Source organism: Pelomicrobium sp., from assembly GCF_036803785.1.
Classification (GTDB): Bacteria; Pseudomonadota; Gammaproteobacteria; order Burkholderiales; family UBA6910; genus Pelomicrobium.
Genome location: NZ_DAIRTR010000002.1, coordinates 29,357 through 54,433, shown reverse-complemented (window position 1 = coordinate 54,433; position 25,077 = coordinate 29,357). Strand labels below are relative to the sequence as shown.

Genomic DNA, 25,077 nt, shown 5'->3' with positions numbered 1-25,077 from the left:
AGCCATGCGATGAACGCAAACGGCAAGCTAAAAATTCTCTTCGTCTGCATGGGCAACATCTGCCGCTCGCCCATGGCGGTGGCGGTGATGCGCCGGCGCCTAGCGGAATCGGGCGCGGGTGAGAGGATTCACGTGGAGGCGGCGGGAACCCATGGAGACTATCACGCGGGCGAGCCCGCGGATCCGCGTGCCAGAAGGGCCGGCGCCGGGCGGGGTTATTGCCTGGAAGGGTTGGTGGCGCGCAAAGTCCGGGCAGAGGACTTTGTCACCTTTGACCTGATTCTGGCCATGGATCGACATAACCTGGCCCATCTGCAGCGGATCTGCCCGGAAGAGCATCGCCACAAGCTGGGCCTGCTGCTCGAGTACAGTCGGCGCGAGCGCGGCAGTGACGTGCCGGACCCGTATTATGGAGGACCCGAAGGCTTCGAGCGGGTCCTGGACTTGATCGAGGAGGCCACCGAGGGCCTGCTCGCCGCCCTGCGTGACACGGGGCAAGCAGGCCTCGGAAAGTGATCAGGCGTCGCGGCGGGTTTCCACCTGGACCAAGGGCCCTTCATCCAGAGCGGGGGCCGAGGGACGGATTCGGCGAGGCCGGCGTGGTGCTTCGCTCAACGCTGGCTCCGGCAAGAGGGGAGCTGCGGCTTTTTCCGGGTCGGTCTCAATCTGGACCAGCCCGCTTCCCGCCAGGGGATCGGCGTCCACGGTAATCCCCAGTTCTTTCAGGACCACGGTGCCGGCTGCCGCTTGGGCCGTCTGTGGCGCCGAAGTGGCCTGTGGGGAAACCGCTTCCTCCACTCCTAGGACGGGGGCGAAGGGCTGGCTGCCCCCCTTGGGCGGGGCAGAGTCGGTCACTGTCTCGACAGTAACAGCCGCCTCTTTCGGTGGATCAGGCCGGGCGGGTGCCGGTGACCCGGCCAACTCCCTCCCGGCTGCCTGGGGCTCATGGGTGCCCGCCTCCACTCCGACGCCAGACCTGGCTCCATCAGCGGGCACCGGGAGTGGGGTTACAGCCTCCCGGGCAGAATGACCCTCCCGGCGCTCACCCCGATGCCGCCGACGCCGGCGCCGACCGCCCCCCTCTTCGGCCCTTTCAGGTCCGCGGCCCTCCCGGGCAGGCCCGGCGCTTTCCAGGGAAGCGGCAGGAGCCTCGACAGCGGGATGCGCTTCCCGTCTGGTCCGCGGCGCCTCGGCTACCCGCTCCCGCGTTTCAGGCTGAAGGGGCGTGGTCTTGGCCAGGGAGGCCTCCTCGCGGCTCGCGCGGCGTGCCTCCCCTCCGCGCCGACGCCGGCGCCTTCCTGTTGCGCCTTCCGCTGCACTTCTCGCCGGCTCCGGAGGAACCATCGCGGTGGGTGAGGGCGCCACCGCTTCCTTGTGCTCGCCAATCGCCTTGAACCACCTGAACACCTTGGCCAGCAGGGAGACCCCCTGCCCTTTCGCCTCGGTAACGGCAGTCGCTTGCGCCGCGGGTTCTTCCTCCTTGGCGGCGGGGGGCGGTGGTTGAGAGGGGGTGAACCCCTTGACCATCGCCTCCGGACGGGCGGGCTTGGGCTCCTGCCAAGCGGGGATTTCCGCCTCCTCGGCGGGCTTTTCCACCAGCTCGAAGCTGGGTGGCAAGGGAGCTCCGCGATTGAGCTCGTCGTGGCGCAGCCGTTTAATGGAATATTTGGGCGTCTCCAGATGGGGATTGGGCACCAAGATCACTTCCACTTTGAGCCGCGCTTCGATCGAGTGGATATCGACCCGCTTCTCGTTGAGCAGGAAGGTGGCCACATCGACCGGTACTTGAGCATGTATTACGGCCGTATTCTCCTTCATGGCCTCTTCCTGGATGATGCGCAGGATGTGCAAAGCCGAGGATTCTACGCTGCGGATATGGCCGATGCCGTTGCAACGGGGGCAGGGCACGTAGCTCGTGTCCCCGATGGAGGGATGGAGCCGCTGGCGCGACAGCTCCAGCAAGCCGAAGCGGGAAATCTTTCCCATTTGGACCCGGGCGCGATCGTACTTGAGGGCTTCCCGTAGGCGGTTTTCCACTTCCCGCTGGTTGCGGGGGTCCTCCATGTCGATGAAATCGATCACCACCAGACCACCCACGTCCCGTAGCCGCAGCTGCCGGGCCACCTCGTCGGCCGCCTCCAGATTGGTCATGAGGGCCGTCTGTTCGATATCCTGCCCCTTGGTGGCACGGGCGGAGTTAACATCGATGGCCACTAGCGCTTCTGTGTGGTCGAACACCAGGCAGCCTCCGGAAGGCAGGGCCACCTGCCGGGCGTAGGCCGTTTCGATCTGGTGCTCGATCTGAAAGCGGGAGAAAAGGGGGATATCGTCCCGGTAAAGTTTGATCCGGTTCACGTGACTTGGCATCACATGTCCCATGAACTGCCGGGCCTGCTCGTAGATCTCCTCGGTATCGATCAGGATTTCCCCGATATCCTGGTGGTAATAGTCCCGAATGGCCCGGATCACCAGGCTGCTCTCCTGGTAGATGAGAAAGGGGCCGCCTTGGCTTTGGGCAGCATTCTCAATGGCTTTCCATAATTGCAGGAGATAGTTGAGATCCCACTTGAGCTCGTCCAGCGTGCGCCCAATGCCCGCCGTCCGAGCGATGACGCTCATGCCCTCCGGGATCTCCAGCTGCGCCAGGATGTCTCGCAACTCATTGCGGTCCTCGCCTTCGATGCGGCGGGAGATTCCCCCGGCGCGCGGATTGTTGGGCATCAGGACCAAGTAGCGGCCGGCCAGGCTGATGTAGGTCGTGAGCGCGGCGCCTTTGCTGCCCCGTTCGTCTTTGTCTACCTGGACAATCAGCTCCTGGCCTTCTTTCAGCAGGTCCTGGATCCGGCCTCGGGCTTCCCCCTCGGTAGGGAGGGCAGAGCGGGCGATTTCCTTGAAGGGCAGGAAGCCATGCCGCTCACCGCCGTAGTCGACGAAGGCGGCTTCAAGACTAGGCTCGATGCGGGTGATAATACCCTTGTAGATGTTACCCTTGCGTTGCTCCTTGCCCGCCGTTTCGATATCGAGGTCAACAAGTTTTTGCCCATCGACGATGGCGACCCGGAGTTCTTCTGGCTGGGTCGCGTTGAATAACATGCGTTTCATTGCGTGGTCTCCCGCGCTCGCCACACGGGAAGCACAAGACTGGGCGCGCCCGGGTGATATGCGGGCGAAGGATCACCTTGCTCGTCTCGAACGGTGGAGGGAGGAGTCGACGGCTCACGTCCTGGGTGTGCCAGCTCTCGTGCTTATGGCTCGGGATCCGGATGGGCCGTAGGCGCTGTCGCAACGCCGGACTGCGGGGCGGGACATCAGGAGGCCTGCGGAATTCGCCGAATGCTTCCGAGTGGATCAAGCGCGCAATCGTGCTTTAGCGTGCCGCTACTTGTCTTCGTGGTGAGCGACATTAACCAGTATCCTTCGCAGCCGGTGATCGGACGCATTCTCAAGCCGGGCTGGCCAGGATCGGGCGGCCGCCCCGCTGCATCGACGCCCGTGACAGACGCGGCGTGCAATCTATAAGTATAAGCAGAATGAATAGTTTAAGCAAAAGACCGGCGTTTCGGGACGAGGTGGGAGAGGCAGCCCACGAGCAGCGCATCGATAACTACCTGGCTAAGCGCCTGAAGGGGGTACCGAAGAGCCTAATTTACCGAATGTTGCGTACCGGTGAAGTGCGGGTGAACAGCCGACGCGTGGAACCTGGCTACCGCCTCCAGGCCGGTGACCGGGTGCGCATCCCGCCACTGCGGCAGGGACAGCGCCCGTCGCCTCGTCTGCCCCAAGGGGGACCGGACCTCTGGCAGCGGACCTTGTATGAGGATGAATGGCTCGTCGCCATCGATAAACCGGCCGGCCTTGCGGTCCACGGAGGCAGCGGGGTAAGCCTAGGAGCCATCGAGGCCCTGCGGTTGCAGCGGCCGGGTCTGAGATTCCTAGAGCTGGCTCACCGGCTGGACAAGGAGACTTCGGGGGTACTGCTCTTAGCGAAAAAGCGCGATGCCTTGGCCGCGCTCCATGAACAGCTGCGCTCGGGAGAAGTGGAAAAAGTCTATTTGGCGCTGGCCAAAGGGTATTGGCGCTGGCCGGAGCGGCGCGTTCTGTTGCCTTTGAACAAATACGTGACCGCCACCGGGGAGCGGCGGGTCAGCGTGAAGCCGGGCGGGCGGGCGTCCGAAACCCGGTTCATCCTGGAGCGGGCATGGGAGGAGGCAAGCCTCTTGCGGGCCCAACTCATGACCGGCCGCACTCACCAGATCCGGGTCCATCTGGCCCACTTGGGGCATCCCATCGCCGGCGACGACAAATATGGGGATTTCGCCTGGAACCGGAAGCTTGCCTGCTTGGGCCTCAAACGCATGTTCCTGCACGCGGCTCGGGTAGGGTTCCACCATCCCGCTTCTAAAGCGTACCTGATCATCGATGCGCCGCTACCTGAGGAGCTCAGGAATTTCCTTACCTTGCTGGCGCAGGAAAGTTCGGGACTTCCCCATGACTGATACCCGCCGATTCGATCTGCTGGTATTCGACTGGGACGGGACCCTGGTGGACTCAGCCGCGGCCATCGTCGCTTCGGTACAAGCTGCCTGCCGCGACCTGGGCCTGCCCGAGCCAAGCGAAGAGGCTGCCCGCTATATCATCGGCTTGGGACTGAAGGAGGCGCTGACCGCCTTGGTGCCCGAGTTGCCTGCCTCGCGTCATGGGGAGCTCGTGGAGCGTTACCGCCTCCACTTCCTTGCCCGCGACCATGACATTCCCCTGTTCCCGGGCGCCCGGGAGACGGTGGAGGGTCTACACGCTCGGGGTTATTGGCTAGCCCTGGCGACCGGAAAGAGCCGGCGGGGCCTTGCGCGGGCCCTTGGCGCCACCGGGCTCGCGCCCTATTTCCACGCTTCCCGCTGTGCCGACGAATGCTTCTCCAAACCCCATCCCGCCATGCTTCAGGAGCTCCTTGAGGAATTCGCTCTGGCGCCGCAACGGGCCCTGATGATCGGGGACACTGTGCATGATCTGCAAATGGCTCGCAACGCGGGCGTACCGGCCCTGGCGGTTGCCTATGGCGCCCATCCCAAGCAAGCCCTCATGGCCCTAGAGCCCCTCGGGTGTGTGGAGAGCGTGGCCGAGCTGAACCAATGGCTGGCGACAAACGCCTGATCTGCGCTTCCGCCGACCTGCAAGACGGGAGGCTGGGAGCGCGCTTCTGGGTTGAACGGGGCGGAGTGCGGCTCCCCGCTTTTGCGATCCGCCACCGCGGCCGTGTTTACGCCTACCTCAACCGCTGCGCTCATCTGGGCGTCGAGCTGGATTGGCAAGAGGGCCGTTTTTTCGATGACTCCGGGGTATACTTGGTCTGCTCGATGCATGGCGCGCTCTTCGCGCCAGAGACGGGTCGATGCATCGCCGGGCCCTGCTATAGCGCAGCATTGACGCCGGTCGCTGTCGAAGAGCAGGAAGGAAAAGTGCTCTATCTGCAAATACAAGAGTAGGCAACGATGCTGGAACACAGTGACGCGAGCCCCGGGTGGGAGCGCCAGGTCCTGGAGAAAGTCGCCTTGGCGGCAATCGAAGAGCAGCGCCGGGCCCGGCGTTGGGGGATTTTCTTCAAGCTGCTTATCTTTCTTTATCTGTTTCTCCTGTTGTTCCTGGTGCTCGGCTGGATCGGCAAGACCGACATGACGATCCCGGGCAAGCACAGTGCCCTGGTGGAACTGCGCGGCATCATCGCTGCCGACGAACGGGCGAGTGCCGATGTCGTGGTGTCCGGACTGCAGCGGGCATTTAAGGACAAGAATACGGCCGGGGTCATCCTGCGCATCAACAGCCCCGGCGGAAGCCCGGTCCAGGCGGCCTATATCTACAACGAGATTAAACGCCTGAGAAAAGCCCACCCCCACATCCCGCTATACGCGGTGGTGGAGGATGTGTGCGCTTCGGGCGGCTATTACGCGGCCGTGGCAGCCGACAAGATCTTCGTCAACCAGGCGAGCATCATCGGGTCCATCGGAGTGCTGATCGACGGCTTCGGTTTCAGCGAGGCGCTGAAAAAGCTTGGCATTGAGCGCCGGCTGCTTGCTGCCGGAGAAAACAAGGGTTTTCTCGATCCCTTCTCTCCCATGGACCCCGAACAGCGGGCCCACGCGATGAGGATGCTGGAGGAGATCCATCGCCAGTTCATCGAGGTGGTGCGCGAGGGCAGGGCAGGGCGACTCAAAGAGACACCCGAGCTTTTCAGCGGCCTGGTATGGACTGGCGCCCGCAGCATCGAGCTGGGATTGGCCGATGACTTCGCCAGCGCCGCCGAGGTGGCTCGGGAGGTGATCAAAGCGGAACACATCGTGGATTTCACTCCCCAGGAAGGTCTGGGCGAGCGGCTGGCTCGGCGTTTTGGTGCTGCGACAGGCGCCGCTTTGCGGACCTGGGGGGTTAGCCTTCCGCGCTGAGAAAAAAAGCCGGCTAGGACGCCAGGAAAAGGAAGAGACAGGGATTTTCGCCCGGCGGTAGGGGGTTCTTCCTCCACTCGGCGATGGTTCGGGTCTCGATCCGCTCAGCAGCGGCGGTCAAATTCTCGGCGATGCACAATTCCGTCTCGTCGTGGCAGACTTCTAGTAGTGCCGTGAACAACCGGGCGTTGCGGTAGGGCGTTTCCATCACGATCTGGGTGCAGCGGCGCGCCCGGGAGTCGCGTTCGAGGGCTTTGATCCGGGCGCGACATTCGGTGGACTTCACCGGTAAATAGCCGTGGAAGGCGAATTGCTGGCCGTTGAGGCCTGAAGCCATCAGTGCCAGAAGCAGGGAAGAGGGCCCCACCAAAGGCACCACCCGGATGCCCCTGCGGTGGGCCAAGCGCACCAGGGCTGCGCCCGGGTCCGCCACCGCTGGGCATCCGGTTTCCGAGGCGATGCCCACGTCGTGCCCCGCCTCCAGCGGCGAGAGCAGGCGCTCCAGCGCGGCGGGGGGTGTGTTCTCCTGCAAGACTTCGATCTTGAGCTGCTGCAAGGGCAGCCGCGTGCCGTTCAGCTTGAGAAAGCGCCGTAGCGTCTTGGGACCTTCGGCGATCCAATGTTCGAGGCCTGCGGCGATCTGCCGCACGCCGGCGGGCAAGATCCGGTCAAGGTCGGTATTGCCGAGGGGAGAAGGCACCAAATAGAGTACGCCCCGGCCACGCCGCTCAGCGGAGCACATAAACCCCCTCCCGCTGCAACATAGACACCAGCGTAATCAGCGGCAAGCCGATCAGTGCAGTGGGATCCTCGCTATCGATGCGCTCGCACAGGGCGATGCCCAGGGACTCCACCCGCGCAGCCCCGGCGCAGTCGAAAGCCGGCTCCTTCGACAGGTAGCCGTGGATATCCTCCTCACTCAGCGGGCGGAAGCGTACTCGGACTATGGTGGCTTCGCTCTGCAGTGCTCCCGTGGCGCTGTTGAGCAGGCTCACCGCGGTGTGGAATTCCACCTGGCGGGCGCTCATGCGCTCGAGTTGCCGGAAGGCGTTGGCATAATCGCCCGGTTTCCCCAGCGTCGCCCCGTCCAGGGCTGCTACCTGATCGGAGCCGATGATCAAGGCTCGAGGATAGGCTCGCTGTGCGGCCTGCGCCTTGAGCCGAGACAGGCGCAGCGCCAGCGCTGCGGGCTCTTCCCCAGGTAGCGCGGATTCGTCCACGTGGGGGGCGAAGACGTCGAAGGGGATCCCCAGCCGGGCAAGGAGCTCGCGCCGGTAGCGGGACGTGGAAGCGAGTACGATGGGCAGCGATGGGGGGATCAAGACAGCTTGAACGGAAGTATTGGAGAGCAGGGGCCGTGAACGTACCGCCCGGCGGATTCCGTTTTCAAGTTTGACGCGAATTCAACGAAATAATATCATTATTTGTTTATGTCTATTCAAACGACGGTTGATTCCCTCCGTTTTGCGCGAGAGGGAGGCAACCTGCGGGGTACAATTCGCATTTCGAGCCTGCTCCGGCTCGTGGACTGCCTGGCTTCCCAGGAAGGCGAAATTTTCTATCGCCTCGAGGGAATGGTCGACCAGGACGGCCACCCTATTTTGCACCTCTTCGTATCCGGAACGCTGGTGGTGCAGTGCCAGCGCTGCCTGGAAGCGATGGAGCTGCCGGTTGATCTCCAGAGCGGATTTCGGCTGGTGGCCTCCGAGCGTGACCTGGGTCCAGTGGAGGAGGAGCCGGAGGAGTGGACGGCATGGGTCGCCGATCCCAATCTGGATGTGGAGGCGTTGGTGGAAGACGAGTTGCTGTTGGCCATGCCTTTCGCCCCTGTCCACCCCGATACCGCGTGCAGTCCTCGGTTGGTGTCCCAGGATCTCGAACCCCCCGACGGCGGGCCGTTTGCCGTGCTCGCCCTTCTCAAAGACAGAAAGAGCATCGAACGATAGGAGTTCGCAATCATGGCCGTGCAGCAGAACAAGAAGTCGCCCTCGCGCCGGGGAATGCGCCGCGCCCACGATGCCCTCAGCACCCCCCCGCTCGCCATCGAGCCGACGACGGGAGAGGTGCACCTGCGGCATCACATCAGCCCTAGCGGCCATTATCGAGGTCGCAAAGTGGTCAAGTCCAAAGGCGAATAGCCGTCAGCGCGTCTATCGGCCGCGCCGTGTTTGTAAGAAGCGGATCGCCCGAGTGAGAAGCCCGGCGTTTCCGCAGTGACGCCGGGTCCCAAGGCGGGGGGGGACATGAGCGAATGAAAGTAACCGTGGCCATCGATTGCATGGGGGGCGATCACGGCCCTCATGTGACGGTGCCGGCCGCTGTCGAGTGCTTGCGCCGGGACCCGGAGTTGAACGTGGTGCTGGTAGGCCTACAGGAGGCAATCGCCACCGAGCTGGTGAAGCTGGGCGGGACCCCCGAGAAGCGCTGCCGCATCCAACATGCCTCCGAAGTGGTGGCGATGGACGAGCCCCCGGCCCTCGCGCTCAGGAACAAAAAGAACTCGTCTATGCGCTTAGCCATCAACCTGGTGAAAACCGGCGAAGCCGATGCTTGCGTGAGCGCCGGAAACACTGGAGCCTTGATGGCGATCGCCCGTTTCGTGCTAAAGACGCTGCCGGGCATCGAGCGCCCGGCGATCGCCTCGGTGCTACCCACGCTTAAGGGCCACACTTGCGTGCTGGACCTGGGGGCGAACGTGGATTGCACTGCGGAACACTTACTGCAGTTCGCCATCATGGGCTCGGTGCTGGTGTCCACGGTGGAAGGCAAGCCCCGGCCGTCGGTGGGGCTGCTCAACATCGGGCACGAGGCAATCAAGGGCAACGAAGTCGTGAAAAAGACCGCCGAGCTCCTGCGCTTAAGCGGTCTTAACTTCTATGGCAACGTGGAGGGCGACGACATCTACAAGGGAACGACGGACATCGTGGTGTGCGACGGATTCGTTGGCAATGTGGCGCTCAAGACTTCCGAAGGGCTCGCCCAGATGCTCGCTACCTTCTTGCGCGAGGAGTTCACCCGCAACCCGTTCCGACGCTTGATCGGGCTCGTTGCTTTGCCGGTAATCAATGCCTTCAAGCGACGGGTAGATCACCGCCAGTACAATGGCGCGAGTTTTCTTGGTCTGAGAGGCATCGTGGTAAAGAGCCACGGATCGGCGGACGCTCTGGCTTTCCAGTACGCCATCCGCCGCGCCGTAGACGAAGTGCGGGGAGGAACCGCCAAACACACGGCCGAGAAGTTGAGCGAACTGTTCCCGCAGGCCGCGGGAGAAGGCGTGGCCTGATGTACTCCCGCATCGTCGGCACCGGCAGCTACCTTCCGCGCAAGATCCTCACCAACCGGGATCTCGAAAAGCTGGTGGACACCAGCCACGAATGGATCGTGACCCGGACTGGCATCGAAGAACGTCGCATCGCCGATGAAGACCAGAAGGCAAGCGACCTGGCCATGGAAGCGAGCCGCGCAGCATTGGAGGCCGCCGGTATCCGGCCGAACGATCTGGGCCTCATCGTCGTTGCCACCACCACGCCGGACCAGGTTTTTCCGAGCACCGCTTGCGTACTCCAAGCGAAGCTTGGAGTAGAAAACGCATGTCCGGCCTTCGATGTGCAAGCCGTATGCGGCGGCTTCGTGTACGCCTTGGCCCTGGCGGACCTGTACATGCGAGCGGGCAAATGCCGCCACGCGCTGGTCGTTGGAAGCGAAATCTACTCGCGTATCCTCGATTGGACTGACCGCTCCACCTGCGTGCTCTTCGGCGACGGGGCAGGCGCAGTAGTGCTTGCTGCCGACGACACGCCCGGCATCCTGGCCCATCGCCTCCATGCGGATGGCCGTCACAGCGGAAGCCTCATGGTACCGGGGCAAATCTGCGGCGGTCGAGTCTCGGGACGGCCCTACGTGGTCATGGAAGGCGGCGCGGTGTTCAAGTTCGCGGTCAAGGCCTTGGGGGATATCGTGGAGGAGACCTTGGCGGAAGTCGCCATGAAACCCGAGGAGCTGGACTGGCTGATCCCCCATCAGGCCAACATTCGCATCATTCAGGCGACCGCGAAAAGGCTAGGCCTTCCCATGGAGCGGGTGGTGGTAACGGTGGACAAGCACGGTAATACTTCTGCGGCGTCGATACCCCTCGCCCTGGACATCGCTGTGCGCGACGGCCGAGTGCGCCGGGGCCAGCATGTGGTGCTCGAGGGCATCGGCGGCGGTTTTACGTGGGGTGCGGTCCTGATTCGCTGGTGAGAGGTCGAAGCGCCGGATGAAATTCGCTTTTGTGTTTCCCGGGCAGGGTTCCCAGTCGGTGGGCATGATGAACGGTTTCGCCGCCCTTCCGGTGGTAAGGCAAACCTTCGCCGAAGCCTCCGAAGTGCTAGGACAGGACTTGTGGGACCTGGTCGAGCAGGGGCCGGAGCCGGCGCTCAACCAGACCATCAACACCCAGCCCGTGATGCTCACGGCGGCAGTCGCGGTCTATCGCGCCTGGGAAGACCTCCATGGGCCAGAACCCACGGTTATGGCAGGCCACAGCTTGGGAGAGTACAGCGCGCTAGTCGCCTCAGGGGCCCTCGGGTTTGCCGATGCGTTGCGGATCGTGAGACTCCGGGCCCAGGCCATGCAGGAAGCGGTGCCGGAAGGCACTGGCGGCATTGCCGCGATCCTGGGTCTCGAGGATGAAGCGGTGCAGGCGGTGTGTCGGGATGCGGCTCAAGGAGAGGTGGTGGAGCCGGCCAACTACAACTCCCCCGCCCAAGTGGTCGTCGCCGGACACCATGGTGCGGTGGAGCGGGCCATGGCCCTCGCCAAAGCCCGTGGCGCCAAGCGGGCGATGATGTTACCCATGAGCGCCCCTTCCCACTGCAGCCTGATGAGACCAGCGGCCGTGCGTCTGGCCCAAGCCCTGGCCCAGATATCGATCCAGTCACCCCAGATCCCGGTTTTGCACAACGTGGATGCGAACGAGCGGCACGATGCGGATGCCATCCGGGAAGCCTTGGTGCGCCAGGTCTATAGCCCGGTGCGCTGGGTCGCGATCGTCCGCCGGCTAGCGCAGGAAGGAGTCAGCCACGTGGCGGAATGCGGCCCAGGTAAGGTGCTGGCTGGACTCAACAAGCGTATCGAGCCCTCCCAGCAGACGCTGGCGTTGACCGACGAAGCTGCGCTGCGGGAAGCACTCAAGGCGCTCGCTCCATAGGCGGAGAAGGGGGAGAAGCAATGGCGGAGCATCCGCTGCAAGGACAAGTTGCGTTGGTGACGGGGGCAAGTCGCGGGATTGGCCAAGCCATCGCCCTAGAGCTTGGACGTCTCGGCGCCACGGTCGTCGGTACTGCGACCAGCAACAGCGGGGCGGAGGCCATCGGCCAACTGCTGGCAGAAGCTGGCATGAGGGGCACAGGGCTCAAGCTCGACGTCCGCAGCACGGCGGAGGCGGAGGCAGTAGTGGATGAAACGCACCGGCGTTTCGGCGCTCCCACTATCTTGGTCAACAATGCTGGCATCACTCGGGACAATCTGCTCTTACGCATGAAAGATGAGGAGTGGAATGAGATCCTGGAGACGAACTTGAGCTCGGTGTTCCGCCTCTGCCGGCTGGTGCTGCGTCCCATGATGAAGGCCCGCTTCGGGCGCATCATCAACATCTCGTCCGTGGTCGGCGCCACGGGTAACGCCGGCCAGACCAACTACGCGGCCGCTAAGGCCGGTATGGTGGGCTTCAGCAAGTCCCTCGCCCGGGAAGTGGCGAGCCGCAACATTACGGTCAACTGCGTGGCGCCGGGCTTCATCGAAACCGACATGACCCGCAGCCTCTCGGACACCCAGCGGGCGAGCCTTCTTGAGCACGTACCCCTAGGCCGGTTGGGACAGCCCGAGGACGTGGCCGCTGCCGTGGCCTTCCTGGCCGGGCCGGGAGGGGCATATATCACCGGTTGTACCCTGCATGTCAACGGCGGGATGTACATGGATTGAAAAAAGCGACGCCTAGGCGGTGCGGGGGCGAATTCGTTCCGCCCCACGGGCAAATTTGGTAAACTTCAAAAGTTTTATACGTGCGCGGGTTGGGCCCATTTGCTCATCCTGCGTAGCATCGAATGTCCGCACAAGGGAAGGGAAGAGCCCATATGGAAAACGTAGAGCAGCGCGTCAAAAAGATCGTCGCCGAGCAGCTCGGTGTCAACGAAGCGGATATCAAGATGGAATCTTCCTTCGTCGATGATCTCGGCGCCGATTCCCTAGACACCGTGGAGCTGGTCATGGCGCTCGAGGAGGAGTTCGAGTGCGAAATTCCCGATGAGGAGGCGGAGAAGATCACCACGGTCCAACAGGCCATCGAATACATCAAATCCCGCCTGAGCTGATTTCCCGTTTTCTCTCGGACTCATCATCGTCCAGGAGCCGCTGTGCGTAACCGTAGGGTCGCAATCACTGGCCTCGGGATCGTGTCGCCGGTGGGAAACACCGTGGAGGAAGCTTGGCAGAACATCGTCGCCGGTCGCTCCGGTATCACCCGGATCACGCGCTTCGACGCTTCCGCCTTCGCCAGCCAGATCGCCGGAGAGGTAAAGGGCTTCGATGTGACCCGATATCTCTCGCCCAAAGAGGCGCGGCGTATGGATCTGTTCATCCATTACGGCATGGCCGCCGCCATCCAGGCGATCGAGGATGCCGGGTTGCAGGTCACAGAGGAGAATGCAGAACGCATCGGCGTCAATATCGGCTCCGGCATCGGGGGATTGCCCCTGATCGAGTCTACCCACGCCGAGATGCTCGCTTCGGGGCCGCGGAAAATCTCCCCGTTCTTCATCCCAGCAGCCATCATCAACATGGTGGCAGGCAACCTGTCCATCATGTACGGGTTCAAGGGCCCGAACCTGGCCATGGTAACGGCCTGCACCACTGCCACCCACTGTATCGGGGATTCGGCTCGTCTGATCGAATACGGGGACGTGGACGTGATGATCGCAGGCGGCTCCGAGTCTACTGTCTGCCCTTTGGGAATCGGCGGATTTGCCGCCGCTCGCGCCTTGAGCACGCGTAACGACGACCCGGCCGGTGCCAGCCGCCCATGGGACAAGGAACGCGACGGTTTCGTCCTGGGCGAAGGTGCAGGCGTCTTGGTGTTGGAAGAGATGGAGCACGCGAAAGCCCGCGGAGCGCGCATCTACGCGGAACTTTCAGGCTTTGGAATGAGCGCCGACGCCCACCACATGACCGCACCGTGCGAAGATGGAGAAGGGGCGGCACGATGCATGCTAAACGCCATGCGCAACGCCCAAGTGGCCCCCCAGGACGTGGACTACATCAACGCCCACGGGACTTCAACGCCCCTTGGCGACATCGCGGAGACCGTGGCGATCAAGCGCGCCTTGGGCGAAGAGGCAAAGCGCGTCGCGGTGAGCTCCACCAAGTCCATGACCGGACACTTGCTTGGTGCCGCAGGCGGCGTCGAGGCGGTATTTTCAGCCTTGGCGGTTTATCATCAGATCGCTCCGCCGACCATCAACCTGCACCAAGTGGACCCGGAATGCGATCTGGACTACGTGCCGAACGTGGCCCGGGAGATGCGCATTCGAGTGGCCCTTTCCAACTCTTTCGGCTTCGGCGGCACCAACGGCACCCTGGTCTTTTCCCGAGTCTAACCGCGGTCCCAAGCCCGGGTCGGGCGTGGATCGGCACAGGGGCATCCCGAATCCCTGAGCGGGAAACACAGCGATGCAGGGCTTTTACCTGGTAAACGGTGTCGAGGCCGCGGGCATCGACCCTGCGGATCGGGGGTTGGCCTACGGCGATGGCGTGTTCCGCACCCTGCGGCTGCGCAACGGCGCTCCCCTCGAGTGGTCTTGGCAGTACCGTCGGCTTGCCCGGGACTGCGCGGCGCTGGGTATCGAATGCCCCGGGGAAGAGGTGTTGCGGGAAGAATTGCACCGTCTTGCCGCCCGACTCTCCGACGGGGTGGGAAAGATCGTGGTCACCCGGGGGTCAGGGGCCCGAGGGTATGGACCTCACCTGGCGGGCGCTCCCACCCGGATCGTCAGTGTCGGCCCTTTGCCGGGGTATCCCACCTCCTACGGGGAAGCAGGGGTGCGTGTGCGGGTGTGCGCATTGCGCCTGGCTTACCAGCCCCGCCTGGCAGGGATCAAGCATCTAAACCGGCTGGAGAACGTCCTTGCCCGGGGTGAGTGGCAGGACGCTACCGTGCAGGAGGGCCTGCTCCTAGACGGGGCGGGGCGCGTGGTAGAAGGCACCATGAGTAACCTGTTTTGCGTGCTGCATGGGCGCCTGGTAACCCCGGTGCTGAGCCGCTGTGGGGTTGAAGGAGTGCAACGGGATCGAGTCATGGCCTTCGCCCGCAGCGCCGGCATTGCCCTCGAGGTCCGGGATCTCACCCTGGACGAGCTGCTTGCCGCGGAGGAGGCCTTTCTCGTCAACAGCGTCATCCGGCTGTGGCCCATCGCGGCGCTGGAGCGCAGGACATGGGAGCCGGGCGCCCTCACCCGGCGCATCCAGGCCGAGGTATTCGCCGATGGGTAGGCATAACCTGCGGCTTGGCTCGTGGCTGATCGGCAGCATTCTCCTCGCCCTGTGCGTCGCGATGGCTTGGATAGGGACACGCTGGTTTCTGCCGGTCGAACTGTCCCGCTCCCCCCAAGAGTTCGAAGTGCGTCCAGGGACGAGTTTGCGCACTATTGCCGGGGAGCTCGCTGCGGAGGGGCTCGTGCCGGATGCCTTGAGCTTCATCACGCTGGCGCGCCTGCTCGGGCGAGAAGGCAGCATCAAGGCCGGAAGCTACGAGTTCAGCGGGCCCGTGTCGGCATGGAACGTGCTGCAACGGCTCACCCGCGGCGATGTCGCTCTGGCGGAGATCACCCTCCTTGAGGGCTGGAGCTTCAAGCAGCTCAGGAAAGCCCTGGATGAGCACCCTGGGCTGCGCCACGATACCGCGGGCCGTTCCGAGGCGGAAATACTCGCAGCGGTGGGGGCAACGGAAACCTCTGCCGAAGGACTTTTTTTCCCGGATACGTACTACTTCTCCAAGGGTTCGAGTGACATCCAAATACTCAAGCGCGCCTATCACACCATGCAGCGACACCTGGAACAGGTTTGGGCCTCCCGGGCACCCAACCTGGCCGTCTCCAGCCCTTACGAAGCCCTCATTCTCGCTTCCATTATCGAAAAGGAAACAGGAGTGCAAGCCGACCGGCCCATGGTCTCTGGGGTCTTTCACAACCGCCTGCGGCTCGGCATGCGGCTCCAGAGCGATCCGACCGTGATCTACGGCATGGGCGAGGCCTTCGACGGAAACCTGAAGAGAAAGGATCTTTCCAGCGACCACGATTACAACACCTACACTCGAGCGGGACTTCCGCCAACGCCGATCGCCCTCCCAGGCCTCGCTTCGCTCGAGGCTGCCGTGCGGCCGGCCCAGACTCGGGCTCTCTATTTCGTCTCCCGGGGCGACGGCACCTCAGAGTTTTCTGAGACCCTGGCCGACCACAACCGGGCCGTCAACCGGTATCAGAGGCAACGATGAAGCACCAACCTTCGCCGCTTTTCGCAGCGAGCAATGGGGGCATGGATGGATAGGCGCGGGAAATTCATCACCCTGGAGGGGATCGACGGGGCAGGGAAGAGCACCCACATGGAGTGGATCCGCGATTTCCTTCAGCAACGGGGGGTACCAGTGGTGATCACCCGGGAACCGGGGGGCACGCCCTTAGGCGAGGCTTTGCGGGAAGTGATCCTGCACCAGCCTATGGCAGCGGAAACCGAAGCCTTGCTCATCTTTGCCGCCCGCTGGGAGCATCTTGTCCAGGTCATCCGCCCAGCGTTGGCGCAAGGCCGTTGGGTGGTCTCCGATCGGTTCACCGACGCCACCTTCGCTTATCAGGGCGGTGGCAGGGGAGTCGCGGACGAGAAGCTGGCGGCACTGGAAACCTGGGTTCACCCAGACCTTCAACCGGATCTCACCTTGCTTTTCGATGTACCGGAAGCCCTCGCCCAGCAGAGGCGGGGTGAGGTGCGGAAGAAAGACCGTTTCGAGGGAGAGGAAGCGGCTTTCTTCGCCCGGGTTCGAGCGAAATACCAAGCCCGGGCACGACGTTACCCGGATCGTATTCGGGTGATCGATGCCACGCGCCCCGTCGTTGGCATACAGAAAGAACTCGAAGTCATTCTCGCAAGCCTTTTCAAAGATTGATCTATCCCTGGCAAGAGAACTTCTGGAAGGAGCTTCTGGACCGGCTTGAGGACCGCTGGCCCCATGGGCTCCTTTTCAAGGGACGGGAGGGAATCGGTAAACTCCACTTCGTCCGGGCCCTGGCGCGTTACCTTTTGTGTGAGCATCGCTGCGGGCGAAAGGCTTGCGGTACCTGCGCGGGTTGCCATTGGTTCGACCAGGGCAGCCATCCGGATTTCCGTGCCCTCGAGCCCGAAGCAGAGCCGCCGGCCGAGGAAGGCGAGGAGCCGCGCCTCGTCCGTGGCGGCTCCCGTCGACCCAAGAGGCACATCACCATCGACCAAGTTCGCAGCCTGGACGGATTCCTGGAGGTTTCCGCCCACCGCCGGGGCTACAAGCTCGTGCTCATCCATCCGGCGGAAGCGCTAAACGCGAGCGCTGCCAACGCTTTGTTGAAAACTCTGGAAGAACCTCCACCCAACGCTTTGTTTTTCCTAGTATCCCATCGTCCAAAGCAGTTGCCCGCGACAGTGCTCAGCCGCTGCATGCAAGTCCACCTGCCCGTCCCGGATTGGGCCGCGGCCGCCAGTTGGTTGCAGGACCAGGGGATAAGCGAGCCAGCAGTCTGGTTGGCCGAGGCAGGGGGAGCACCATTACGGGCCGCCCGTGCCAAGGACGAAGCCTACCGAGCCCAGCGGGCCGAGCTGATCAGGGTTTTGTCCCAGCCCACTGCCATGCAGGCGGCGCTAGAGGCGGAACGCCTGGACCGAATCGACCCGCTCCAATTGGTGGAATGGCTACAGAAGTGGCTCTACGACCTGGTGATGTGGGAGGCTGCGGGTGTGGTCCGCTACAATCAGGACGCCGTAGCCGGGATCCAGCGCCTGGCTCCGGCAGCGGACCGACTCAAGGCCGCGGAGTTGGTGTTGAGCCTGAGTACCGCTCACCGCTTAGCACGGCATCCTCTCAATGCCCGCTCCTTCATTGAGGATCTTTTGCTCGCCTATCGCAGTTTGTTCGAGCGGGATGATTTGAATCCGATAAATTAGTATGTACGTCGACTCCCACTGCCACCTGGATTTTCCTGAGCTTTTCACCCGCATTGACGAGGTGCTCACGCGCATGCGGGAGCGCGGGGTAGGCTATGCCCTTTGCATCAGTGTTACCCTGGAGCGGTTCCCCCAGGTACTAAATCTCGTCGAGCGATTTTCCAATCTGTACGCGACCGTAGGCGTGCATCCGGACGAGCAGGATGCTCGTACGCCGTCCGTTTCCGAGCTGGTGAAACTGGCAAGCCATCCCAAAGTCGTAGGGATTGGTGAAACAGGTCTGGATTATTACCGCCTGCAAGGTGATTTAGAATGGCAACGGGAGCGCTTTCGTATCCACATTCGTGCCGCGCGCCAGTGCGCCAAGCCTCTCGTGATCCATACTCGCAGTGCGGCAGCGGACACGCTGCGGATCATGGAGGAGGAAGGTGCCAACGAAGTGGGCGGCGTCATGCACTGCTTCACCGAAAGCTGGCAAGTCGCGCAGGCGGCGCTCGGGCTAGATTTCCACATCTCCTTTTCGGGGATCGTCACGTTCAAAAACGCAGCCGCACTCAAGGATGTAGCCCGGCGCGTTCCTCTGGAGCGGCTGCTGATCGAGACAGATTCTCCTTACTTGACGCCGGTTCCCTACCGGGGCAAAACCAACGAGCCGGCCTACGTGGTCCATGTGGCGGAAGAAATCGCCCGCTTAAGAAATGTGCCGGTTCACACTATCGAGAAGGCGACCATGGAGAACTTCTTTCGCCTCTTCCGCATCACTCCCTTCTCGACCGGACAGGCGCTGGAGCGTGCATGAAAGCCACCTGGAGACTTCTGCTGGCCGCATGGCTGCTCGGCGCAAGTTTCACCGCTGCGGCGAGCGTCTACGAGGAACTACTGACGGCCGCACGAGCAGGTGACCTGGCCAAGGTGGATTCCCTCCTGGAACGAGGAGCTTCCGTGGACACGGTAGATGAGTTGGGAACCTCGCTTCTTGGCATCGCCGCCCGGGCGGGGCACGAACGACTGGTGAGCCTGCTCCTTGCTCGCGGCGCAAAGGTCGATGCGCCCAATCGTTTTGGTGACACTCCCATCATGCTGGCAGCGCTCCATGGGCATACCGCCGTGGTCAAACAGCTTTACGCCCATGGGGCTCGCATCGACCGCAAGGGCTGGAATCCGCTGATTTATGCCGCAACTGGAGGCCATGCGGACTTGGTGAAGCTTCTCCTCGCGCTGGGAGCAGAAGTCAATTCGGCCTCCGAAAACGGGATGACCGCGCTGATGATGGCGGCCCGCGAGAATCATCCGAAAGTGGTTGAAATGCTGCTCGCCCATGGCGCCGATCCTAAGCTACGCAACGATACCGGTCGCACGGCTTTGGACATCGCACTGGAAAGAGGTCACACAAAGATCGCCGACCTGCTGCGGTCTCAGGCGATAAAACCCTAGTCAACCCCACGGGCCGTCGGCTGTTCTCGCGGGCGAGGCCATCTTGGCCTAGCCTGATTCCCCCGTATGGATGCCCCCCACGCGCAAAAGCATGTGAGCCAGCCTGTCGTCCTCAAAGGCGCTTCAGTGGCGAAAACGCGAGGAGGGGGAAGAGCAGGGAATTTCGGGGCTGTCGATTTGTTCGGATTCCCAACGTTAGGCCGTCTTTACGGCAACACCGGCCCGCTCGTTGGTCCTGAAAACGAAAACGTCTGATACAAAGTCGGAAGTCTGTGAAATCGTCCCGCGTATCGTAGCCGGGCAGCTCTTTTAACCATCGAACCACCCCTATCATCCTGGCCCCCAAAGGAGGGTCGGAGGTAACACCTCCAGATGATATTTTACATAATATACATTATACGCATTATTTTATAGCCAATGATGCTTTACGGTAACTGGCACGGAAACTGCCCCTTTGGAGAAAGGCTGGCCCTGCGGGTAGTGTCGCCCGATTCCAACCATCAACCACAAAATGACTTCGATGCTTAATAACCGAAAGCTGCCAACGAATCTGATCCGCGATCGGGTTACCGTCGATCGCGTCGGGTTGTTACTCCGCACGACGCCGTTGGCGACACTGGTAAGTTTGCTCAACGCAGCGCTGGTGGTCTATGTGCTCTGGGGCGATCTGCCGCAGAGCGCCTTGCTCGCTTGGTTCGCCGCCTTGGCATTGGCTTTTGCCCTCCGCACCTCCCTCATGGTCGCCTTCGACCGGACTCGGCCCAGTCCCGCAGGAATCGGCCGGTGGGAGCGTCGGATCGTGGTAGTCATGGGAATCATCGGGCTATGCTGGGGGGCCTTGGGCAGTGCCCTGTTCCCGGTTTCCAATCCGCTTCATCAAGTGCTCGTGATCTGCACGATCGCGGGCATGTCCGCAGGCGCTTTGGTTCCGGCTTGCCCGGTCTATCCCGCTTACGCCGCCTATCTGGCAGGCGCAGTAGCACCCTTGGCGACCACCCTCCTGCTGCTTGGTGGAGAAGTATTCGCATCTTTGGGACTCCTCGTCTTGGTCTACCTGGCCGCGCTCCTCGCGTTTGGATACCAATCCCACCGGACGCTGGTGGAGAGCCTCTGGCTCAAGTACCAGTGCGACGAGCTCGTCCACCAGCTCACGGAAGCTCACCGGCAGGCCGAGCAAACGAATCGGCAATTGCAACGGGAAATCATTGAGCGCCGGCGCGCTGAAGAAGCGGAACGGCAAGACAAACAGCGCCTCATGCTGCACGTCTTGAACTCTCCCTTGGCAGTCATCGAATGGGACGAGCACTTCCGTGTAGTTACCTGGAACCCTTCGGCCACCAGGATTTTCGGCTATTCCGAGCAGGAAGCGCTTGGTCGCCCTTTACAGGAGCTCGTGATCGGTACCCCAGAGGCCCAGCAGCAGATGAGCGCTTTGTGGAAGAGTCTTGTTTATCGGACTGGCGGCGATCGGGTAGAACAGGAAAACATTGCCAAGGACGGGCGACAGATTTTGTGCGAGTGGTACAACACGCCTCTCATGGACTATGAAGGACGGATGGTGGGAGTCGCATCTCTAGTGCAAGACGTGACCGATCGGCGCTTGCGGGAGGCAGAAATCACCCATAAGGCCTACCATGACCAGCTCACCGGATTGCCGAACCGCGTGCTGCTTTACGAGCGAGTGGCAGTCAAGCAGGTGCAGGCACGCCGGCGCAACCTCAAGGTGGCGGTATTGTTCATCGACCTGGACGGTTTCAAGCAAGTGAACGATCAGTATGGCCACGAGGCTGGGGATTACGTCCTCAAGTGCCTCGCCGACCGATTGAAGGGTTTAGTGCGGCAGGAAGACACTGTTGCCCGCTATGGGGGAGACGAATTTGTCGTGGCGCTGTCCGGGGTGTCGAAAGTGGAAGACGCCGAAGCCGTGGCCACCAAGATCATACTAGCGCTCTCCGAGCCGATTCCCTATCGGGGGAACGAGCTACGAGTGACACCGAGCATCGGGATCAGCTTCTACCCTGATCACGGAAACAATCTCGACGAGCTGTTCAGTATGGCGGATTCCGCCATGTATAAGGCGAAGCAAGCCGGCGGCAGTCGCCACCACGTGCTAGCGCTATAGGTCAGAGCTTGCTCAGTGCAAATCCCCAGGGTTGGGAATCGGGAGCTGTACGACGGGTATACCCTCCTCTGCCAGTGCCTCGGCTTCTTCCCGTCGGGCGGTACCGCGGATGTTGCGCGGGGGAGCTTCTCCGTAATAAATACGCCGCGCTTCTTCCGGAAATTGCTTCCCCACGTCTTCGTACTGGTTAAGAATCCGGTTCAGCACCGCCCTGAGTACCTCCGCCGGGTGCTGAGGCTTTTCCGCAAACCCCGAGGCGGGGGCTGCCTTATCACCGGATTTTGTGTTGATGTGGGGACGCGATGGCAAGCGCTCTACATTGCTGTCACCGCAGACAGGACAGCTAACCAGGCCTTTTTCTTTTTGAACGGCAAAGGCCTCCGCCCCGGGAAACCATCCTTCGAAGCGGTGTCCCAGCACGCAGACCAAATCATAGACGATCATGATTCTAGATTGTCCTGTGCACGCTTTCGACCGATTTGCTGCTAAATGTCGCGCCAGTCCTCGACCCGCTCACTCATCGCCACCACCTGGTGGTGCTGGAACCAGCACTATAAATTTAATAATATCATAAACTTATCTTGTTCGTGAGTAAATCTGCGTGATCCGGGCGGACTCGGGGAAAGCTCGCCTGAGGATGCTCTTTCCTTCCGCCGGCTCCATCCTGCCGGCCGGCGCAAGTCTAACCGATCCGCCGCGCACCGGTCCACGCCGAGGCTGGTGGGGCATTGCCGCGAATCGTCCGAATCTCTTCGTCCGCCCAGAAGGGCAGAAGAACCCCTTGAGTCGAAGGCATCGGGATGCCCGGCGTGCGCAAGGGGTCCAGAGGAATTTTCCGAAGCGGCGGATTCGTCCAGAAACCGTCTCGGGAGACGGCAGGTTGTGTGGGAGAGGACGAGCCGCTCCCGCGCTCAGGTCCTAGCCACCGCAAAGAGCCAGCGCTCCTCTCCCAGCGGCGCCTGGTGGTCGGGGGTGACCGCCTCCTCTACCACACCTCGTGCTTGCCGTCACATCCACCGGGCACGTCTCCGCCCCGCGGCGGCAGGCGTTCTGCTCGAGAGGTGCGGGAGCGTAGAATCCCATGAACTCCTCCTCCACGCCATGCAAGCAGGTCTTGACCTGAGAGCTTACTTCAAGGTCTAGCATTAAATTACTTCTGGCAGATCCCGAGGGCGCCATGCGAACAATGACGTGGAAGATCGACGGCATGCACTGCGGCGGCTGCGCGCAGAGGCTGCAGGCGCTACTCGCCCGTCTGCCCGGCGTGCGCCGTGTCGAGGTGTCCTGGCCCGAGGGTCGGGCGCGCCTTCTTCTGGATCCGCGGGAGGTCTCGCCCGAGCGGCTGGTCGAACTGATCGAGCGCGCGGGCTATCGAGTCGCCGCCGAACAACCTCGAGGAGATCCCCCGTGAGCCATGCCACGACCCCCGAAGCATTGAAGCTCTGGAGCGAGGAGCCGGCCGCCCGGCCTGGCCGCGCGCGCATCCGGGCGCGCATCGGCGGGCTGCACTGCTCGCTCTGCACCGGCACCATCGAGCGGGCGCTGGGTCGGTTGCCCGGCGTGGAGAAGATCGCCGTCAGCCTCACCCATGAGCAGGCGCTGGTGGAATACGATCCGCAGCAGATCGCGCCCCAAGCCGTCTTGCAGACCCTGCGCGACATCGGCTACACCATTCACGACCCGCGCAAGCTCCGTGCCTTCGAGGAGGAGGAAGCCGACTTGGTGCGGGAGGGGCGGCGCTTCGTCCTCGCCGTGATGCTGAGCCTCGCCGCCATCGCCCTCATCGCAGACTGGGGAAACCCCTGGTCCGTGGCCATCGCGGGCACGGCGACGGCGAGCCTGATCGCCTTCGTCGCCCTCACCCTGTCGTCGCGGGGCAGCCGCGTCGCGCTCGGCACGGCGGCCGCCCTCGCCGGGGTGGTCTTCGCCCTTGCCGCTGCCCGCCAGTCGGGCGTATTGGGCGGCGGCATCCCGGTGATCGTCGCCGCGCTGGCGCTCGCCACCGTGTTCGGCTGCGCTCGCCACATCATGGTCATGGCCGGCCAATCCCTGCGCCGGGGCATCCTCAACCAGCACGTGCTGCTCGCCTTCGGCGCCTTCGCCGGGCTGGCCGGCGGCGCGATCGGGCTGGTGATCGACCGGCCGGGCTATCCCACTGCACCCTTTTTCGCCGTGGCGGTGATGGTCTCCACCTACCACCTGTTCTCCGAGTGGCTGTCGCTGATCGTGAAGACCCGCAGCTCCCAGGCGGTCAAGCGCCTGCTCGATCTGCAGCCGGACACCGCCCGCGTGGTGCGCGACGGGGCCGAGACCGAGCTGCCGATCAAGGCGGTGCGAGTGGGCGATTTCGTGCGTATCCGCCCCGGCGAGCGCATCCCGGTGGACGGCACGGTGATGGAGGGTCACTCGGCGGTGGACCTGTCGCTGGTGACCGGGGAACCGATCCCGGTGGAGCGCAGCATGGGCGATGCGGTGATCGGCGGCTCGATCAACGGGCTGGGCACGCTGCTGGTGCGGGTGACCCGGGTCGGCGAGGAGAGCTTCCTCGCCCGGGTGGCGCGCGAGGTGGAGGACGCGCGGGCGCTCAAGCCGGGTGTCATGCACCTGGTGGACCGGGTGCTCCGCGTCTATGCGCCTGCGGTGGTCGCGGCGGCGATCCTGGCCGGCCTGGTCTGGGGCGTGGCCGCGCCCCTCCTCGGGTTCGGCGGCGGGCTGGAGCGCGCGGTGTTCGCGGCGCTGTCGGTGCTGGTGATGGGCTACCCGTGCGCGGTGGGCATCTCGGCGCCGCTCTCGATCGTAAGAGGCGCGGGGGAGGCGGCCGAGCAGGGCATCCTGATGCGCACCGGCGAAGCCTTCCAAACCTTGCGCCTTACGCGCACGGTGGTGTTCGACAAGACCGGCACGCTGACCGAAGGCCGCCCGGTGCTGCAAGAGATCGAAGCGGTGGCAAGCGACGAAGCGGCTCTCCTGGCCCTAGCGGCGGCCGCGGAAGCCGCCTCGGAGCATCCGCTGGCCGGGGCGATCGTGGACGCCGCTTTCGCCCGCGGGCTCGCGTTGCCGCAGGTCACGCACTTCGAGGCAGTGGCGGGCCACGGCGTCATCGCCCGGCTGGACGGCGAAGAGCTCCTGGTGGGCAATCCCCGCTTCCTGGCCGAGCGCGGCCTCCCGCTCGGCCCGGTCGAGGCACGCGTCGCGAAGCTGGAAGCCGCTGGCCGCACGGTGGTGGGGGTGGCGAAAAGCGGCAAACTGCTGGGCCTGCTCGCCCTGGGCGACCGGGTGCGGACGGAAGCGCGCGCCGCCGTCGCGGCACTCGCCCGCGCGGGTGTGACGAGCGTGCTTGTGACCGGCGACAACGAGCGGGCCGCTCGGCGTGTGGCCAAAGAGGTGGGCATCGAGCAAGTGCATGCGGGCCTGCTTCCCGGGGAGAAAGCCGAACTCTTGCGCCAATTGCAACGGCGGGGCAAAGTCGCCATGGTGGGCGACGGCATCAACGACGCCCCCGCGCTCATGCAGGCCGACGTGGGACTGGCCATGGGCGGCGGCACCGACATCGCCATCGACTCGGCCGACGTGGTGATCCTCAATAACCGCCTCGACGCGGTCGTCACGGCGCGGGAAGTGAGCCGCTGGAGCTACCGCAAGCTGTTGCAGAACGTGGCGCTCGCCTTCCTCTTCAACGGCGTCGGTATCCCGCTGGCGGCCACCGGGCTGCTCTACCCGGTGTGGGCGATGGCTGCAATGGCCGTTTCCGTCACCAGCATCTTCTTCAATTCCCTATGGGGCCGGCCGCGTCTGTTCTTCGACGCGGTGGTGAGCGTCGGTCGCGGTGTTTCCGCGCGCCCCGCCACGGCCGCCGCGAGGTAG

The 25,077-nt window shown here is 63.4% G+C and carries 26 protein-coding genes; 22 read left to right on the top strand and 4 right to left on the bottom strand.

The window, feature by feature from the left end:
* Nucleotides 1–9: 9 nt before the first annotated feature.
* Entirely contained in the window at nt 10–516 is a 507-nt protein-coding gene (locus tag V7Q81_RS00615; protein ID WP_333839317.1) for a low molecular weight protein-tyrosine-phosphatase, read from the top strand.
* Here V7Q81_RS00615 and V7Q81_RS00610 read toward each other — a convergent pair whose 3' ends face one another.
* Nucleotides 517–3,102: an Rne/Rng family ribonuclease gene (locus V7Q81_RS00610; RefSeq protein WP_333839315.1), complete on the bottom strand. Its 2,586-nt coding sequence runs from the start codon at nt 3,100–3,102 to the stop codon at nt 517–519. It abuts the gene before it with no gap.
* A gap of 428 nt (nt 3,103–3,530) precedes the next feature.
* Here V7Q81_RS00610 and V7Q81_RS00605 point away from each other — a divergent pair, with 428 nt between their 5' ends.
* Genes V7Q81_RS00605 through V7Q81_RS00590 form a run of 4 tightly spaced genes read left to right on the top strand, consistent with a single transcriptional unit; the run spans nt 3,531 to nt 6,437 of the window.
* Nucleotides 3,531–4,496, top strand: coding sequence for an RluA family pseudouridine synthase (locus V7Q81_RS00605; RefSeq protein WP_333839312.1), 966 nt, complete (start codon nt 3,531–3,533; stop codon nt 4,494–4,496).
* Entirely contained in the window at nt 4,489–5,151 is a 663-nt protein-coding gene (locus V7Q81_RS00600; RefSeq protein WP_333839311.1) for an HAD-IA family hydrolase, read from the top strand. Before V7Q81_RS00605 ends, V7Q81_RS00600 begins: the two co-directional genes overlap by 8 nt.
* Nucleotides 5,130–5,483 carry a Rieske (2Fe-2S) protein gene (locus V7Q81_RS00595; RefSeq protein ID WP_333839309.1) on the top strand — a complete coding sequence of 118 codons (354 nt, stop codon included), beginning with the start codon at nt 5,130–5,132 and terminating at the stop codon, nt 5,481–5,483. Before V7Q81_RS00600 ends, V7Q81_RS00595 begins: the two co-directional genes overlap by 22 nt.
* A 6-nt stretch (nt 5,484–5,489) precedes the next feature.
* Nucleotides 5,490–6,437 carry a S49 family peptidase gene (locus V7Q81_RS00590; RefSeq protein ID WP_333839307.1) on the top strand — a complete coding sequence of 316 codons (948 nt, stop codon included), beginning with the start codon at nt 5,490–5,492 and terminating at the stop codon, nt 6,435–6,437.
* A 13-nt stretch (nt 6,438–6,450) separates the two neighbouring features.
* Here V7Q81_RS00590 and V7Q81_RS00585 read toward each other — a convergent pair whose 3' ends face one another.
* Entirely contained in the window at nt 6,451–7,179 is a 729-nt protein-coding gene (locus V7Q81_RS00585) for an SAM-dependent methyltransferase (RefSeq protein WP_333839304.1), read from the bottom strand.
* Nucleotides 7,166–7,759 (bottom strand): Maf family protein, encoded by a 594-nt coding sequence (locus tag V7Q81_RS00580; protein WP_442954721.1) that lies wholly within the window; start codon nt 7,757–7,759, stop codon nt 7,166–7,168. Before V7Q81_RS00580 ends, V7Q81_RS00585 begins: the two co-directional genes overlap by 14 nt.
* A 201-nt stretch (nt 7,760–7,960) precedes the next feature.
* On the opposite strand from V7Q81_RS00580, the gene V7Q81_RS00575 reads away from it, so the two are divergent.
* The 15 genes from V7Q81_RS00575 (at nt 7,961) to V7Q81_RS00505 (ending at nt 21,213) form a co-directional block, all read left to right on the top strand.
* Nucleotides 7,961–8,383, top strand: coding sequence for a YceD family protein (locus V7Q81_RS00575; protein WP_333839301.1), 423 nt, complete (start codon nt 7,961–7,963; stop codon nt 8,381–8,383).
* A gap of 12 nt (nt 8,384–8,395) precedes the next feature.
* Nucleotides 8,396–8,575 carry a 50S ribosomal protein L32 gene (gene rpmF / locus V7Q81_RS00570; protein WP_333839299.1) on the top strand — a complete coding sequence of 60 codons (180 nt, stop codon included), beginning with the start codon at nt 8,396–8,398 and terminating at the stop codon, nt 8,573–8,575.
* A gap of 113 nt (nt 8,576–8,688) precedes the next feature.
* Entirely contained in the window at nt 8,689–9,720 is a 1,032-nt protein-coding gene (gene plsX / locus V7Q81_RS00565; RefSeq protein ID WP_333839297.1) for a phosphate acyltransferase PlsX, read from the top strand.
* Entirely contained in the window at nt 9,720–10,679 is a 960-nt protein-coding gene (locus tag V7Q81_RS00560; RefSeq protein WP_333839294.1) for a beta-ketoacyl-ACP synthase III, read from the top strand. Before plsX ends, V7Q81_RS00560 begins: the two co-directional genes overlap by 1 nt.
* Nucleotides 10,680–10,695: 16 nt before the next feature.
* Nucleotides 10,696–11,628 (top strand): ACP S-malonyltransferase, encoded by a 933-nt coding sequence (gene fabD / locus V7Q81_RS00555; RefSeq protein WP_333839291.1) that lies wholly within the window; start codon nt 10,696–10,698, stop codon nt 11,626–11,628.
* A 20-nt stretch (nt 11,629–11,648) separates the two neighbouring features.
* On the top strand, nt 11,649–12,401 hold the full coding sequence (fabG, locus tag V7Q81_RS00550) for a 3-oxoacyl-ACP reductase FabG (RefSeq protein ID WP_333839289.1): 753 nt from the start codon (nt 11,649–11,651) through the stop codon (nt 12,399–12,401).
* A 152-nt stretch (nt 12,402–12,553) separates the two neighbouring features.
* Entirely contained in the window at nt 12,554–12,790 is a 237-nt protein-coding gene (gene acpP / locus V7Q81_RS00545) for an acyl carrier protein (protein ID WP_333839287.1), read from the top strand.
* Nucleotides 12,791–12,832: 42 nt separating this feature from the next.
* Nucleotides 12,833–14,071 carry a beta-ketoacyl-ACP synthase II gene (gene fabF / locus V7Q81_RS00540; RefSeq protein ID WP_333839284.1) on the top strand — a complete coding sequence of 413 codons (1,239 nt, stop codon included), beginning with the start codon at nt 12,833–12,835 and terminating at the stop codon, nt 14,069–14,071.
* Between the two features lie 73 nt (nt 14,072–14,144).
* Nucleotides 14,145–14,963: an aminodeoxychorismate lyase gene (gene pabC, locus V7Q81_RS00535; RefSeq protein WP_333839282.1), complete on the top strand. Its 819-nt coding sequence runs from the start codon at nt 14,145–14,147 to the stop codon at nt 14,961–14,963.
* Nucleotides 14,956–15,963 (top strand): endolytic transglycosylase MltG, encoded by a 1,008-nt coding sequence (gene mltG, locus V7Q81_RS00530; RefSeq protein WP_333839279.1) that lies wholly within the window; start codon nt 14,956–14,958, stop codon nt 15,961–15,963. Before pabC ends, mltG begins: the two co-directional genes overlap by 8 nt.
* A gap of 45 nt (nt 15,964–16,008) precedes the next feature.
* Nucleotides 16,009–16,629, top strand: a complete 621-nt coding sequence (gene tmk / locus V7Q81_RS00525) for a dTMP kinase (protein ID WP_333839277.1) — start codon at nt 16,009–16,011, stop codon at nt 16,627–16,629.
* Entirely contained in the window at nt 16,626–17,657 is a 1,032-nt protein-coding gene (gene holB / locus V7Q81_RS00520) for a DNA polymerase III subunit delta' (protein WP_333839274.1), read from the top strand. The genes tmk and holB overlap by 4 nt, the downstream gene beginning before the upstream one ends.
* A 1-nt stretch (nt 17,658) precedes the next feature.
* Nucleotides 17,659–18,456 (top strand): TatD family hydrolase, encoded by a 798-nt coding sequence (locus V7Q81_RS00515; protein WP_333839271.1) that lies wholly within the window; start codon nt 17,659–17,661, stop codon nt 18,454–18,456.
* Nucleotides 18,453–19,091 carry an ankyrin repeat domain-containing protein gene (locus V7Q81_RS00510; protein ID WP_333839268.1) on the top strand — a complete coding sequence of 213 codons (639 nt, stop codon included), beginning with the start codon at nt 18,453–18,455 and terminating at the stop codon, nt 19,089–19,091. Before V7Q81_RS00515 ends, V7Q81_RS00510 begins: the two co-directional genes overlap by 4 nt.
* A gap of 520 nt (nt 19,092–19,611) precedes the next feature.
* On the top strand, nt 19,612–21,213 hold the full coding sequence (locus tag V7Q81_RS00505) for a sensor domain-containing diguanylate cyclase (RefSeq protein ID WP_333839266.1): 1,602 nt from the start codon (nt 19,612–19,614) through the stop codon (nt 21,211–21,213).
* A 12-nt stretch (nt 21,214–21,225) separates the two neighbouring features.
* Here the strand turns inward: V7Q81_RS00505 and V7Q81_RS00500 are convergent, their stop codons facing one another.
* Entirely contained in the window at nt 21,226–21,657 is a 432-nt protein-coding gene (locus V7Q81_RS00500) for a DUF1178 family protein (RefSeq protein ID WP_333839264.1), read from the bottom strand.
* Between the two features lie 733 nt (nt 21,658–22,390).
* Here V7Q81_RS00500 and V7Q81_RS00495 point away from each other — a divergent pair.
* Nucleotides 22,391–22,624, top strand: coding sequence for a heavy-metal-associated domain-containing protein (locus V7Q81_RS00495; protein ID WP_333839262.1), 234 nt, complete (start codon nt 22,391–22,393; stop codon nt 22,622–22,624).
* Nucleotides 22,621–25,077, top strand: coding sequence for a heavy metal translocating P-type ATPase (locus V7Q81_RS00490; RefSeq protein ID WP_333839259.1), 2,457 nt, complete (start codon nt 22,621–22,623; stop codon nt 25,075–25,077). The genes V7Q81_RS00495 and V7Q81_RS00490 overlap by 4 nt, the downstream gene beginning before the upstream one ends.

Coding starts and splice junctions, on each gene's coding strand:
- V7Q81_RS00590 (WP_333839307.1), top strand. CDS start 5,490: ATGCTGGAACACAGTGACGCGAGCCCCGGGTGGGAGCGCCAGGTCCTG.
- rpmF (WP_333839299.1), top strand. CDS start 8,396: ATGGCCGTGCAGCAGAACAAGAAGTCGCCCTCGCGCCGGGGAATGCGC.
- plsX (WP_333839297.1), top strand. CDS start 8,689: ATGAAAGTAACCGTGGCCATCGATTGCATGGGGGGCGATCACGGCCCT.
- V7Q81_RS00595 (WP_333839309.1), top strand. CDS start 5,130: ATGGCTGGCGACAAACGCCTGATCTGCGCTTCCGCCGACCTGCAAGAC.
- acpP (WP_333839287.1), top strand. CDS start 12,554: ATGGAAAACGTAGAGCAGCGCGTCAAAAAGATCGTCGCCGAGCAGCTC.
- V7Q81_RS00500 (WP_333839264.1), bottom strand. CDS start 21,657: ATGATCGTCTATGATTTGGTCTGCGTGCTGGGACACCGCTTCGAAGGA.
- fabD (WP_333839291.1), top strand. CDS start 10,696: ATGAAATTCGCTTTTGTGTTTCCCGGGCAGGGTTCCCAGTCGGTGGGC.
- V7Q81_RS00585 (WP_333839304.1), bottom strand. CDS start 7,179: ATGTGCTCCGCTGAGCGGCGTGGCCGGGGCGTACTCTATTTGGTGCCT.
- pabC (WP_333839282.1), top strand. CDS start 14,145: ATGCAGGGCTTTTACCTGGTAAACGGTGTCGAGGCCGCGGGCATCGAC.
- V7Q81_RS00610 (WP_333839315.1), bottom strand. CDS start 3,102: ATGAAACGCATGTTATTCAACGCGACCCAGCCAGAAGAACTCCGGGTC.
- V7Q81_RS00615 (WP_333839317.1), top strand. CDS start 10: ATGAACGCAAACGGCAAGCTAAAAATTCTCTTCGTCTGCATGGGCAAC.
- V7Q81_RS00495 (WP_333839262.1), top strand. CDS start 22,391: ATGCGAACAATGACGTGGAAGATCGACGGCATGCACTGCGGCGGCTGC.
- fabG (WP_333839289.1), top strand. CDS start 11,649: ATGGCGGAGCATCCGCTGCAAGGACAAGTTGCGTTGGTGACGGGGGCA.
- V7Q81_RS00515 (WP_333839271.1), top strand. CDS start 17,659: ATGTACGTCGACTCCCACTGCCACCTGGATTTTCCTGAGCTTTTCACC.
- V7Q81_RS00600 (WP_333839311.1), top strand. CDS start 4,489: ATGACTGATACCCGCCGATTCGATCTGCTGGTATTCGACTGGGACGGG.
- tmk (WP_333839277.1), top strand. CDS start 16,009: ATGGATAGGCGCGGGAAATTCATCACCCTGGAGGGGATCGACGGGGCA.
- mltG (WP_333839279.1), top strand. CDS start 14,956: ATGGGTAGGCATAACCTGCGGCTTGGCTCGTGGCTGATCGGCAGCATT.
- V7Q81_RS00510 (WP_333839268.1), top strand. CDS start 18,453: ATGAAAGCCACCTGGAGACTTCTGCTGGCCGCATGGCTGCTCGGCGCA.
- V7Q81_RS00505 (WP_333839266.1), top strand. CDS start 19,612: ATGCTTAATAACCGAAAGCTGCCAACGAATCTGATCCGCGATCGGGTT.
- V7Q81_RS00605 (WP_333839312.1), top strand. CDS start 3,531: ATGAATAGTTTAAGCAAAAGACCGGCGTTTCGGGACGAGGTGGGAGAG.
- V7Q81_RS00560 (WP_333839294.1), top strand. CDS start 9,720: ATGTACTCCCGCATCGTCGGCACCGGCAGCTACCTTCCGCGCAAGATC.